The following is a 12,949-nucleotide window of genomic DNA, read 5'->3' as shown; positions in this document are numbered from 1 at the left end:
TTCCGGGGCGATTTCCCAGACCTTTTTCATGTCATTTTTATCCAGCTGATCATAGTTGAAGGCTTCGACGGAATCCGCGTAGGAATAGATTAACGCAATTGTCGGTTCGACGAGCGCGTTGAATAAGGCGGCTTTATTGGGATAGCGGTTGTATAGCGCGCCGGTGGTCACGCCCGCTTTTGCGCAGATTTCCCGCAGGGAAACCGCTTCATACGGCTTCGAAAGAAATTCCTCCCGGGCGCATTGCAGAATGCGCGGGTCGATCGTTTTGTCGGGCGCTGCCATCAAGTCATCCTCCTTCCTTTGGGTGATAACTGCGTTATCGATAACGTTGTTATTATAAGCGGGTTGTGTTTGTCTGTCAATGGGGGGGGCTCCCATGATAAACGCGGGAAGAAAGGGCGCTGGTAATCTTATTTCTTTTTATTGTTCTCAGCGGATTTCGGCGAGTCGACTATAATTCAGAGCATGAAACGGCTCTGGGGTTTCTTCTGGATTCTGGTCCTGATCGAGGCAGTTTTTGGGATCGTGGGGATTTTCCGTGTTCCTTCCGCCGCCGGAAACGCCGCCGTTTTCGGCCTTTCCCCGGTTCGGCTTGCCCTGGCGGCAGGCTTCGTTGGGGTCTGCTTCATTTCGGTCTGGCGCCTGAAGAAAAGACGGTCGGATTTCGAGGCGCGCTGGTTCGGGCGTCTTGGCGCATGGCTGGGATGGCTCTGCGCGGCGGTCTGGACTTTTTTTCGCTCGCCGTATGCGCGCGGGGTTAACTTTGAGGCAATTTATATCCGGGTTTCCCCATGGCTGATCTTCCTGACGCTTTTCGCGATGGAATCGATCGTTTTTTCCGCGCTCGGACGGCGCGGCTCCCGATCTTCAGCGGCGGAAAAACAGCTTCGGCGCGCTTTCTATCCGGCGATTGCGTTCGGACTGTTGACGTTTATTTTTGTCGTCGGGCTGCGCCTGATCGCGCTGCGGACAGGGCTTGGATTGACGGTCCTGTCGGGAACGTTTTATCGGCAGGGTGTTTCGCTGTTGGACGGCCCGCTTTGGGCGGCGCTTTTGACGCTGGCGCTGGCGGGGATCATCTGGACGGAGGTTTCGCGCGGCGGTGGCCGGGCGGCGGAATGGGTCCGAAAGCATGACGCGGCCTGCGGCTGGGTCGTTTTCGCGCTGCTTTGGCTTGGCGCCGCGATCGCCTGGCGCGCCGTTCCGTTCGAGGGTCGGAGTTATTTCCTTCCGGCGCTCCGTCCGCCGAATTTCAATTATTACCCGTCGTCCGACGCTGAGAATTACGATTTACTGGCGCTGAATTTATTTACCGGAAATGGTTTTCGGAATGGGATGACGGTTGTCCGTCCGCTGTACGCTGCGTTTTTAGCCGTGCTGCATCAGTTCGCCGGGACCGATTATCTGGATTTAACAAATATGCAGATCGTTGTTCTGGCGCTGATCCCGGCAATGATATTCCGTTTGGGACGGCGGCTGCGGATGCCCTGGGGTGGGGCGTTGGCGGCAGTTTGGGTGATCGCCCGCGAGGCTTACGCGATCCGGCTGACCCCGTTGATCCAGGTATCGAACAGCCGTTTGCTGATGAGCGAGCTGCCGATGGCGTTGATTCTGCTTTGGATCGCTGAACTGACGGTCCGCTGGCTGGAGGATTGGGATCTGCATGGCGCAGTTCGCCTGTCAAGCGTCGTTTTGCTGGGAACGGCCTGCGGGATGGGGTTCCTTCTTCGGACGCAGTCGATCCTGATTGCGCCGATCCTGGGCCTGATTTTCGTTATCGCGGCGTTTCGGAGGGGCGGCTTGCCGAAGAGGAGGCGGGCGCGTGAGCTGGGGCGGATTGGAGCGTTCTTCGCCGTTATCGCCGCTGTTATCGTTCCCTGGATCGTTTATCAGGCGGCTTTCCCAAACCGGACGGTTCCCCCCGCCGCGAGCGAGGGCGCGTATCTGACGCGGCTTTACGCGCGCGCAGCCGGCGTTCCGGAGACGCAGGGGGAATCGGTCGTTCATCTCACGCTGACGCGTCCGGGCGTGGTCGGCGCGGAAATCTCGGGACATCTCGCGAATAACCTGTTGTCGACGATTCTCGTATTACCGCTGCGGACAGAAGCGGTTCGCGAGCCGGGACAATGGTTTTTCGATCCGACGAATTTCTGGTATCGGGAATCGTCCCGCGAGGTGTTGGCGAAAAACGGCTGGCAGTGGGGGTGGATTGCGGCTGTTTTTGCGCTGGGGATCGGCGGCGCGGTCCGACGGAGCGGCTATCGGGCGGTCGTCCCTGTCGGGATTTTCCTGGCTTACGCGCTGAGCTGCTCGGTGGCGATGACCTCCGGTTTTCGCTTTATTCTCCCGGTCGATTGGTTCGCATTGTTGATTTTCGCGTTTGGTGCGGAATCGACGTTTCGACTGATTTCAGCGGCTGCTTCCAGGACGGACAGCGTTGATCTGGTCCTTGATCGGACCCGCTGGATGTTCCATGCGGCCCGGCGGGAGCGGGCCGCTGCCGTCTGGGCCGTTGGGTTGGCGATTTTCATCGCCGGATTGCTGCCTGCGTTGGATTTCCCGGCGCTTCTTCCGAAGCGGCGCATGGAGCGGACTGAATTATCCCGGGAATGGACCGAAATTCATAGGGAAAAAGCGCTGTTCGATGAATTGGATTCATTCGAGGAGAAGCTTGGCGGCGAATTGGAGATCGTACGCGGCATGGCGGTTTATCCTCGCGTATATCTGGCCGGGGAGGGCGACGCAGACGGCGTTTCGTCGGCGAAGCGGGGCGCGGCTTATTCCCGTCTGGTCTGGATGGTTCTGACGGAGGATGAGCGCGTCTTGACCGCGGTGCTTCCCTTGGATTGTCGGAGTATAGTTGAGCCGGTTCCGGATCCGGCTGACGTGGTCCTGGTTGGAAAATCGTCTGGCGATTCTTTCGCTGTGCTGACAATCGATAGCGTCGGGGGTGAAACTCCGTTCCATTTTGAATCGTTGGACTTTTTTCTGGATTTGACGGAGGAAGGATGACGCCGCGGACGCTTCGTGAAGAGCTGCGCCGGATGAACCGGGAGCAGCTGACGGCGGTTGCTGAGAATTGGGGAATTTCCGATCCGGCCGGTAGGCTGACCGGAAGCGAAATTCGCGACCTGCTCGTACCGCGGATCCTGAATTCAGTTTCGCTTCGGGAAAAGCTCGATGAAGCGCCGGCAGGAACGGATCTGGCGCTGCGCGCGTTGATCGGGTCTGGCGGACGGTTCTCAGCGGTCAGGTTTGCCGCGATGTTTGGTTCGGTTCGCGCGATGGGACCGGACCGTTTTCTTCGCGACGCGCCCTGGCGCAGCCCGGAATCGGTCAGCGAGTGGCTGATCTATCATGGGTTTATTTTTCCCGGGTACGGCGAAGACGCGTCCGGGCTGGACGCGTTTTACGCGATGCCGACGGACCTGGTCCCGTTTTTCAACGCGCCGGCGCTTCCGACGCCGGACCCGGGCGCGAAACTGGTCGTTCGTCCCGCCTCTGACAGCGAAATCGCGGTTCAGCGCCTGGCTGCGGCGAATTTTTTCGACATGGTTTGTCTGGTTCTTGCCGGAGCGCGGATTCGAAAACCGACGGCAATGATCGCCGGAGCTTACGGTTCGGGGCGGGTCGCTTTAGCCGAGCGCGCGCTCCGGCGCGAAGGGATTATCGGACAGACCGACGCGGATGGCGAGACGATTCAAAACTTTCTAAGTCAGCATCCGGCGATCTGTCTGACGCGGCTCGTGCGGGCGTGGATCGGGGATCAGTCGGACCATGACGCGATTTTAGCTGAGAATTTCGTCCTCGATCCGATTTTTCACAGCGACGGCAAAGCTTTTCGAACCCGGATTTTTTCGATTCTGGATCGGCTCGACGCTTCGGTCTGGCTCGGGTTTCGCGGTTTCGTTACACTGCTGAGAGGGGCGGAGCTGAATTTTTTCAGGGATCCTCTCGATTCCGCCAGTCGCCTCATTCGCAGGCTTTCGCATAGCGATCCGGCAGGATGGGACGCGGTCGAGGGTGAGCTGATCAAATCGTATTTTCTTGGCCCGCTGTATAATTTCGGATTCATCGATCTTGCGGCTGCGGCGAACGGGTCGGAGGAACTGACCGCGTTTCGGGTGACGCCCTTCGGAAAACGGATGCTGGGTTGGCTTCGCGGGGAGCCGTTTCCGCCGAATCCCAGGTGGGTCGAACCTCCGTCGGTCGGGATCGACGGCCGTGTCCTCGTTGGTCCGAAGGTCTCCGCTCCGCTCCGGTATCATTTAGCCCGGTATTGCGACTGGGAGGATATCCGCGTGGATGGCTGGAAGCTGCGGCTGACGCCGGGGTCGCTCCGGCTGGCGAAGCGCAACGGATTGAAGCTTTCTGCGTTGTGCGCGGCGCTCCGGCGCGCGGCAGGGCCTGCGCTTCCGAGGACGGTTCTCAGCGCGATCGAGAGCTGGGACCGGAATGAAACTGAGGCGGCGATTTATTCGGCGGTTCTCGTCAGCGATCCGGATCCGGAGCGGATCAGCGCGCTCGTCGATTCGCGGGACTGCGCCCCCTGGATCGTCAGCCGGCTGAATCCGACAACGCTGGCGATCCGCGCGAGAGGCGTCGATCCGGTTCGGCGGAAGCTGGCGGAACTGGGCGTGCTGGCCGAAGTGACGCTCGATCGAAGCGAATAAAAACGCGAACGCAGTTCCGGCGTTCAGAAAGGAAAATGAATGAAACGGGAAGCCGATCAATCAGCCTCGAAGCAGGCGGTATGGGAATTAACCTCGACGGACCATGTCCTGGCCGGGAAAATCAGGGAGGCGCTGCGCAGCGTTGAAGACCCGGAGCTGGGATACAACGTCATTGAATTAGGATTGATCCGCAACGCGGCGCGAACAGAGAACAGCTTGAACGTGACGATGATTCTGACGACGCCGTTCTGTCCATACGCTGGAGAACTGGTCGAGGCGGTTCGAGCGACCGTGACCGAGGTCAGCGGGCTCCAGGTTTTCGTGGATTTGCGCTTTGATCCATGGGATCCGGCGATGATGGAGGATGGTATGGATTTTGATTGGGGACTTTACTGAAGGAGGACGTATGACGCATTGGCTCGATACCGCGATTTTTTATGAAATCTATCCGCAGAGCTTCAAAGATTCGGACGCCGACGGGATCGGTGATTTCCGGGGAATCGTTTCGCGGCTGGATTATATTCAGTCTTTGGGCTGCAACGCGATCTGGATGAATCCATGTTTCGAATCCCCGTTCAACGACGCGGGTTACGACGTTTCGAATTATTTCCGCGCCGCGCCGCGATATGGGACGAACGAGGACCTGAAGGCGCTCTTCTGCGCGGTTCATGACCGCGGAATGCGTATCCTGCTCGACCTTGTCCCGGGTCATACCTCGATTGCGCATCCCTGGTTCCAGGCGTCGATGCGCCCCGATCCGAATTCGTTCAGCGACCGGTATATCTGGACGAACGACGTATTCGATGGGATGACTGCCGTTGCCGACGCGCAGCTTTGCGGCTGGCTCCGCGGGATTTCGGATCGGTCCGGAGCGGCGGCAGTGAATTTCTTCTCGTCGCAGCCGGCGCTGAATTACGGCTACGCAAATCCGCAGGCTCCCTGGCAGCAGGCGGTCGACGCGCCCGGGCCGCGCGGGACGATTGAAGCGATGAAAGATGTCATGCGTTTCTGGCTGGATTTGGGCTGCGACGGGTTCCGCGTCGATATGGCTTTATCGCTCGTCAAAGGCGATCCGGACCGAACGGCGACGATCCGGCTCTGGCGCGAGTTCCGCGCCATGCTCGACGCGGAGTATCCGGACGCGGTCATGGTTTCGGAATGGGGGAATCCAAACGAGTCGCTGAAAGGCGGTTTTCATATGGATTTCCTGCTGCATTTTGGCGAGTCGCATTATACCGACCTGTTCCGTGCCGAAAATCCATGGTTCAGGGAGGACGGGAAGGGGGCGATCCGCCCGTTCGTCGAGACGTATCGGCGTTATGACGAAGAGGCTTCCCGGGAGGCGTTGATCTGTATCCCGTCCGGGAACCATGACATGACCCGAATCGCATATCACTTAAATGAGGCGGAACGGAAAGTCGCGTTTGCCTTCCTGCTGGGCATGCCGGGCGCTCCGTTTATCTACTACGGAGATGAGATTGGAATGCGGTACCTTCCGGGGCTGCGTTCAGTAGAGGGTGGATATAAGCGGACCGGATCGCGGTCGCCGATGCAGTGGGACAAAAGCGTTAACGCCGGTTTTTCGAGCGCGCCGAAGGAGGACCTGTATATCCAGATTGATCCGGACCCCGATCGTCCGACGGTCGCCGATCAGGAAAGGACCCCGGATTCATTCCTGAATTACGTGAAGAAGCTGATTCAGGTCCGGCAGGCGAATGAGCCGCTGCGGACGCACGGCGCGGTCGAGTTCATCCTCCCGGAAAGCGGCGAATATCCGTTGGGATTGCTGCGGACCGGAGAAGCCGGATCGATTTTGGTTGCGCTGAATCCAGTCGGCGAGTCGCGGACGCTCGCGTCGCCGCGGCCGCTCGGCGAGACGATTTTCAGCGTCGGCGACGTCCGGGTCGTAGGCGCGAACCGGATCGAGCTGGAAGGGACGAGCGCTGCGTACGTCCGCGTCCACTCCGGCTGAAAACAGGGATGGATGGCGTGGAAGCCGGAGATAAAACCGGCTTCCACGTAAAGCCCCCCGGGATCAATGCATCGAATATCCTTACGGGTACGCGCGACACCTATTCGACGCATTGACAAATAAACAGGTGGATTTTATTGTAATAAAATCCGTTTTGAGATACCCTCTTTCTTACTTTATTGGAAAAGGATTGAGCGGTGCGAATGATCAGCAGCGTGCTCTTGATGCGAGAACATATGCGATGTATGCGGTACTGCAGGCAGCGTGGGATCATCGCTGAGTCCGCCCCCGCGCAGGGTGGGGCTTTGTTTTTTACGCTGCTTTGTCAGCCTGATTCCTGCGTTTGTCAACTAACAATCTGAGTTGTTTCAGAAAACCGCTCCTTTGAATCATGCGTAAATCGGACGGGGTATGCTAAAATTGATAGCGTAAATAAATAGTTGTTGCCGATCGTTCGGGACAAATTACATTTTTTTCTGAAAGGTATAAAGCAAATGGGGAAAAGGATTTTATTTAATGATTTAACGCTGCGAGATGGGCATCAGAGTCTGTCAGCGACTCGAATGACGACCGAACAGTGCATGCGCGTTCTTCCGATTATCAAGGACGCCGGGTACAATAATTTCGAGCTTTGGGGGGGGGCGACGCTCGACGCAGCGATTCGTTTTACCAAAGACGATCCATGGGAACGTCTGGAAAAGTTCCGGGACTGCCTTGGCGGCGGCGAACGGATCCAATCGCTTCTCCGCGGCCAGAATCTCTTCGCTTATAATCCGTATCCGGACGATCTCCTGACGGCGTTTATCCGCCAATCGATTGAAAGCGGCTCCGGGAATATGCGTATTTTCGACGCGCTGAACGATATTCGTAACCTGCGCATGGCGATTCTGGCGACGAAAGCGTACGGCGGGAAGGTTGAAGCGGCGATGTCGTATACGACGAGCCCGGTTCATACAACCGGGTACTTCGTCGATTATGGGAAACGGCTTCTCGCCGAGGGCGTCGATCGAATCGCGATCAAAGATATGGCGGGCCTGCTGCATCCGAAGGACGCGGTCGTTTTACTCCCGGCGCTTCGAAAAGAAATCAGTATTCCGATCGTCCTCCATACGCATGCGACGACGGGCGTTTCTCTCGTCAACCTGGCGTTAGCGATTAAATATGGAATCGATCAGGTCGACACCTGCATCTCCCCGTTCGCGGGCGGCTCGTCGCATTCCCCTGTCGAGGTCATGGCCGTTATCGCCGAGCGCATGGGATATGACCATGGATTGGATAAAGAGGCGATCACGAAGGCGCAGGACGTTTTACGCGAAATCTTCGTCGAATTAAAGAATTCGACGCCGTCCTTCGCGAAAGGGTGGCATAAGCCGGTGCATTTCGAAGACGTGCCGGTCGAGAAAGTCGACCGATTCGTCGAAGCGATCATGAAAGAGCCGGTGGACCTGAAGACCGCGATCGACCTGAGCCGCGAGATTATGGCGGATCTCGATTATCCGAAGTATGACGATCGTATCTTCGAGTCGCAGATCCCGGGCGGAATGCTCTCCAACCTGCAGAACCAGCTGAAGGGAATGGGCGTTCCGGAAGAAAAATTTGACGAAGTCATGGCCGAGATTCCGGCGGTCCGCGCCGACGCCGGTTACGTCCCGCTCGTGACCCCGACCTCTCAGATCGTCGGCGTTCAGGCGGCTTACAACGTGCTGACCGGATCGCGGTACGCGTTTACGTCGAACGAATTCCAGATGATCTTAAAAGGCGAGTTCGGAAAGACGCCGGCTCCCTGTAATCCGAAGGTGGTTGAAGAAATCCTGGGCGATGACGTTGAAGTCATGAAATATCGCCCGGCGTCGTATTTGATGCCTGTCCTTGAAGACAGTTACGACTTGCCGTTTGTCCATTCGCGTAAGGATCTGCTGCTGCATCTCGTTTTCGGCGCGGCGGCGGATACGTTCCTACAGTCGCGGAAGTAAGCGGACCCTGTCAATCGTTCAATCCGGAAATCCAGGCGCTCGCCCGGGTTCCCGGATTTTTTATGCGAGGCGCGTCCTGACCATTTCGCTTTCTATTACAAGGAAGTTGTATTATAGTCGTTCTTATGAATAAATCAGGCTTGAAGCGGTATGCCGTTACGGGCCAAAATTCAGCGCGGTATTCTGATGACGCCTCCTGATCTGCGTCCGACGGAAGCAGCCGGGGGCGCATTCGGGTAAAATATATCTGCCCGACTGTGAGCGAAGAAAGGATTCTCCTGAAAAATGAATTCAATCAATCAAGCCCGAAACGATTTTTATCAAGCGCGGTCCAAAGCCGGGTGGGAGCGGTTATTCGGCTTATTGACGGGAAGGAATTATGACCTGGTCGATTATAACGAGGTTCGGAAGCGTCTCTCGAACGCGTATAACATCCCGGTTACCAAGGAGATTCCGATCGCCTCGATCGTCGGTACCGTTTCGCGGAATCAGGATTTTTCGCGGACGTTCCTGCCGAAGCTGGTTGAGGACGAATCGCGTTGGGTTAACGTCAAGTTAGCGAATGAATCGATGGAGGGGGTCCCGCCGATCGACGTATACCAGATCGGCGAAGTCTATTTTGTATTGGATGGGCATCATCGCGTTTCCGTCATGAAGAGTATTAAAGCCGATTATATTCAGGCGAACGTCCGCGTTATTAATACGGACGTCCCGCTGAAGCCGACGGATTCGCCGGACGAAATTATCGTTAAAACCGAGCGGCAGTCGTTCCTGGATCGGACGCGGATTAACGAGCTGATCCCGGACAACGCGATCAGGCTCACGCTGGCCGGCCAGTATCCGCAGCTGTATGAGCATATTCAGGTGCATAAATTTTTCATGGGGCTGGATTTCAAGCGCGATATTTCTGACGGCGAAGCGGTTGTGCATTGGTATAACGAGGTTTACCTGCCGATCGTTCGAACCATTCGGCAGATGGGCCTTCTGGACCAGTTCAGCGGCAAGACCGAGAGCGAGCTTTATCTCTGGCTCGAAAATAATAAGTCGGCGCTGAGCGAGGAGTACGGCGGAAAAATTCGCAATACGGCGCTGGCCTGGAAGCTGACCGACGATTTCGGAAAGGGGAAGCGCGGACTGCTGTTCCGGGCGTTTCGGCGTTTGTCGATGTTCTTCACGTCGGATTTATCCGATTGGGGCGTGAAGACGGGCGATTGGCGCAGGGAGATTTTAGGCGGCGCGGACGATTATATCGAGCGCGTCATGATTTCCGCCGTCGATATTGAAGCGGACCGTGCGTTTCTCGACTCGGCGATCCGTTTTTCGAAAATCTACGACGCGTGGATCGGGGTCGTTCATGTCGTCCCAAAATCGGAGGACGTAGATTCGCCGGAGATGAGCCGGTTCCGTGAAGAGGTTGACCGGATGCTGTCCGACGCCGGCGTCCGGGGAAAATTCGTCGTGCTGCAGGGCGGCCTGATCCGTAATCTGTCGGAGCGGGCGTTTTGGAGCGACCTGTCTTTTTTCAAGATGCGTCACCGACCGGAGACCGGGCGAAATAATTGGAACGATGTGATTATGCATATTCCCGGCATGATCTGTATTTCCCCGGATTGCCTTCCGCGCAGCGTGTATCGTATCGTGCTCGCGTTTTCCGCGACGAAAAAGGCGCGCGAGGCGATGTACTTTGCGGAGGCGCTCGCGCGGGTTTCGAACGCGGAAATTACGGTCGTCATCTCCGGTTCAGACCTGCCCAAGCGCGATTTGGCGTTGGCCGAGGCGACGCAGTTTTTCGCGGAAAAGCCGCTGGCGGTGAATTATCGGAACCGGGATATAGCGCCGGGGGACATGATTATCCAGACGGCGGACGAGGTCGGCGCGGATTTAATCCTGATGGGCGGGTATTCAAATTCGTTTGTTAAGCGCCTGTTTCAGTCGAGCACGGTTGAAGCTGTGCTGTCGAAGACGAATATTCCGGTTATTCTTTGTAAATAGCGATCCGGCAGGCAAAAAAGGACGCATTTCGAAAAGCGCGTCCTTTTTGCGCAAATGAAATTCCCGCTTAACCTTCGAGTGCGCGGCGCGCAAGCGCCATCGCGCCGCAGGCTCCGGCGCGGTTCCCGAGTACTGGAGGGGTGATGTATTCGTCAATTTTTTCGAGGATCGCCGGATGAATTACGTAACCGTTCAGCAGGCGCAAGACTTCGGCATGGATCTTCGGGAAGAGATGCTCCTGCTCCATGACGCCGCCGCCGAGGACGATTTTCTCGGGCGAGATCTGAAGAATCTGACTGACGCAGGCCTGGGCAACGTAATTCGAGAACGTATTCCAAAACGGATGATCATCGCCGAGTTCATATCCGGGTTTCCCGAATCGATCCTGAACCGACGGGCCGCAGCATAAGCCTTCCAGACAATTCTGATGAAAAGGACAATGACCGGCGTATGGATCCGATTCGTAATCCTGACGGATCAGGATATGACCGCCTTCGGGATGAACCAGCCCGTGAACGGGGGCGCCGTTGATAACGACGCCAGCGCCGACGCCGGTCCCGATCGTGTAATAAACGAGCGAGCGGACGCCGTACGGATTCCCCCAGATATATTCGGCGAGCGCCGCGCCGTTGACATCGGTATCAAAGCCGATTTTCAGGCCGAACGCATCCTCAAGGGCGCCGACGATATTCGTATTTTTCCAGCCCGGCTTCGGGGTGCTCGTGATATAGCCGTAGGTCGGAGAAGCTTCGTTCAGGTCGATTGGCCCGAAACAGCTGATCCCCAGCGCCGCTAACGGATATTTTTTCTGCTTTTCCTTGAAGAATTCGATCGTCCGTGCGATCGTTTCCTGAGGCATTGTCGTCGGGAACCGTTCTTCTTCGAAATAATTATCCGGATCGGCGATTACGGAACAGACAAATTTAGTCCCGCCAGCCTCGATTGCGCCGTAGTATTTCATAAGGGAGTCCTCCTTGATCGTTTCTGTAAGGATTATTATAGCTGAAATCAGCGCGCTCCGGTTCCTGATTTCAGGCGGCGTCCGGGTGTCCGGCTAAAAAGGGGAGCGTCGCGCCGCCGAACGGCATTGCAATCACCCCGGCGTTTTCCCCATATTTCCGGAGCAGCGCGTCGAAGGTCCCCTGGAGGTCTGAAACGGGCTGGAAATGCAGCCTGCGGACGAAGTCTTCGGGGAGGTCGGAATACAGATAAATATCGGCGATTTCGGCGACGAGCGCGATCGCGGCGGCTTTATGCCCGCCGAGGACAAAATGTTCGCGGATATGCGGGATCATGTCGGATAATTTTTCATGCCCCAGCATCCATTCCTCAAACGAGTCTTCGCCCAGGCCTTCGGCGGCGGAGGCGATCCAGAGGATCGAGCCGCCTTTCCTGACGGCGTGTTTGGCGTTATCGAGCGCTTTTTGCGCCTGATAGAGGTTGATATCTTTGGGGTAGCCGCCGGGCGAAACGACGACGATTTCGGCGCGGTCGGGGATTTCGATCCGGTACATGTCTTCCAGCAGACGGCATCCGGCCCGGTGCGCCGCGATCGGATGACCCGCGACGGCGTGGACGATGCGTTTCTTTTCGTCGAGGACGACGTTGACGATGAAGTCGACGTTGATAAAGTCGAGGACTTCGTCGATATCGCCGCGGACCGGATTGCCGTCGATTTTTCCGGCGGCGGCGTCCGGATGGACCATGTGGCTGTGGTTCGCCTGAATCGCGGCTTTTGTCGAAACTCCCGGCATGATCGCTTTCATGCCGCCGCTGAATCCGGCGAAATAATGGAACTCGATATTCCCAAGGCAGATTCGGCGGTCAGCGTCGACAACCGGTTTGAAAACTTCGAACGGCGTCCCGTGTTTGCCTGTTCCGAGCTTAACGAATTCGCCCGACGAATCGATACAACGGTATTTCCGGTAGACGTCGGATCCGACGAGCGCTTCTTTTTCGGCTTCGGTATGCGTACGGTGAATCCCCAACGCGAAAACGATCGTGACGTCGCCCGGCGCGATTCCGGCTTTTTCGAGTTCGGCGAGGACGGGCGGGAGGACGATTCTCGACGGCATCGGACGTGTGATATCGCTGGTAATAATCGCGATTTTTTCGCCGGGACGGACAATTTCGGATAGCCGAGGCGTTCCAATTGGCGCGGCGATCGCCCGGCGGACGGTTTCCTCCTGATCCGGGGGGACCTCGACCGCTTTGGCGGTCAATACTTTTCGCAGGCTGCGATCCGGGATTGAAAGTGAAACGGTTGATTTTGCGAAATTAAAAATCTGGTTCATATGGCTTCCCTGGTTTGGCGGTTCCTCATCAGCTTGGTTTTA

At 57.0% G+C, this 12,949-nt stretch carries 8 protein-coding genes; 6 read left to right on the top strand and 2 right to left on the bottom strand.

The window, feature by feature from the left end:
• The first annotated feature begins 468 nt into the window (after positions 1 to 468).
• The 6 genes from BEQ56_09000 (at position 469) to BEQ56_08975 (ending at position 10,613) form a co-directional block, all read left to right on the top strand.
• Positions 469 to 3,015 (top strand): hypothetical protein, encoded by a 2,547-nt coding sequence (locus BEQ56_09000; GenBank protein AOH43598.1) that lies wholly within the window; start codon positions 469 to 471, stop codon positions 3,013 to 3,015.
• The gene (locus BEQ56_08995; protein AOH43597.1) at positions 3,012 to 4,676 is read left to right on the top strand and encodes a hypothetical protein; all 1,665 of its coding nucleotides are present in this window, start codon (positions 3,012 to 3,014) and stop codon (positions 4,674 to 4,676) included. Before BEQ56_09000 ends, BEQ56_08995 begins: the two co-directional genes overlap by 4 nt.
• A 39-nt stretch (positions 4,677 to 4,715) precedes the next feature.
• Positions 4,716 to 5,072 (top strand): hypothetical protein, encoded by a 357-nt coding sequence (locus BEQ56_08990; GenBank protein ID AOH43596.1) that lies wholly within the window; start codon positions 4,716 to 4,718, stop codon positions 5,070 to 5,072.
• A 10-nt stretch (positions 5,073 to 5,082) separates the two neighbouring features.
• Complete coding sequence (locus tag BEQ56_08985; GenBank protein ID AOH43595.1) at positions 5,083 to 6,648, top strand: glycosylase; 1,566 nt, start codon at positions 5,083 to 5,085, stop codon at positions 6,646 to 6,648.
• A gap of 581 nt (positions 6,649 to 7,229) precedes the next feature.
• On the top strand, positions 7,230 to 8,621 hold the full coding sequence (locus tag BEQ56_08980; GenBank protein AOH43594.1) for a hypothetical protein: 1,392 nt from the start codon (positions 7,230 to 7,232) through the stop codon (positions 8,619 to 8,621).
• A 285-nt stretch (positions 8,622 to 8,906) separates the two neighbouring features.
• The gene (locus BEQ56_08975; protein AOH43593.1) at positions 8,907 to 10,613 is read left to right on the top strand and encodes a hypothetical protein; all 1,707 of its coding nucleotides are present in this window, start codon (positions 8,907 to 8,909) and stop codon (positions 10,611 to 10,613) included.
• 67 nt (positions 10,614 to 10,680) lie between these two features.
• Here BEQ56_08975 and BEQ56_08970 read toward each other — a convergent pair whose 3' ends face one another.
• Both BEQ56_08970 and BEQ56_08965 read right to left on the bottom strand, forming a co-directional pair.
• On the bottom strand, positions 10,681 to 11,574 hold the full coding sequence (locus tag BEQ56_08970; protein ID AOH43592.1) for a fructokinase: 894 nt from the start codon (positions 11,572 to 11,574) through the stop codon (positions 10,681 to 10,683).
• Between the two features lie 70 nt (positions 11,575 to 11,644).
• Positions 11,645 to 12,907 (bottom strand): transcriptional regulator, encoded by a 1,263-nt coding sequence (locus BEQ56_08965; protein AOH43591.1) that lies wholly within the window; start codon positions 12,905 to 12,907, stop codon positions 11,645 to 11,647.
• Between the last annotated feature and the right edge of the window lie 42 nt (positions 12,908 to 12,949).

It is taken from the genome of Anaerolineaceae bacterium oral taxon 439, from assembly GCA_001717545.1.
Lineage (GTDB): Bacteria > Chloroflexota > Anaerolineae > Anaerolineales > Anaerolineaceae > Flexilinea.
Note: the sequence above shows the minus strand (reverse complement) of the source record. Positions and strands in the feature narration are given on the sequence as shown.

Bases quoted from the DNA above. Each gene is read 5' to 3' on its own strand.
- BEQ56_08970 (AOH43592.1), bottom strand. From the start codon at position 11,574: ATGAAATACTACGGCGCAATCGAGGCTGGCGGGACTAAATTTGTCTGT.
- BEQ56_08985 (AOH43595.1), top strand. From the start codon at position 5,083: ATGACGCATTGGCTCGATACCGCGATTTTTTATGAAATCTATCCGCAG.
- BEQ56_08995 (AOH43597.1), top strand. From the start codon at position 3,012: ATGACGCCGCGGACGCTTCGTGAAGAGCTGCGCCGGATGAACCGGGAG.
- BEQ56_08965 (AOH43591.1), bottom strand. From the start codon at position 12,907: ATGAACCAGATTTTTAATTTCGCAAAATCAACCGTTTCACTTTCAATC.
- BEQ56_09000 (AOH43598.1), top strand. From the start codon at position 469: ATGAAACGGCTCTGGGGTTTCTTCTGGATTCTGGTCCTGATCGAGGCA.
- BEQ56_08980 (AOH43594.1), top strand. From the start codon at position 7,230: ATGCGCGTTCTTCCGATTATCAAGGACGCCGGGTACAATAATTTCGAG.
- BEQ56_08990 (AOH43596.1), top strand. From the start codon at position 4,716: ATGAAACGGGAAGCCGATCAATCAGCCTCGAAGCAGGCGGTATGGGAA.
- BEQ56_08975 (AOH43593.1), top strand. From the start codon at position 8,907: ATGAATTCAATCAATCAAGCCCGAAACGATTTTTATCAAGCGCGGTCC.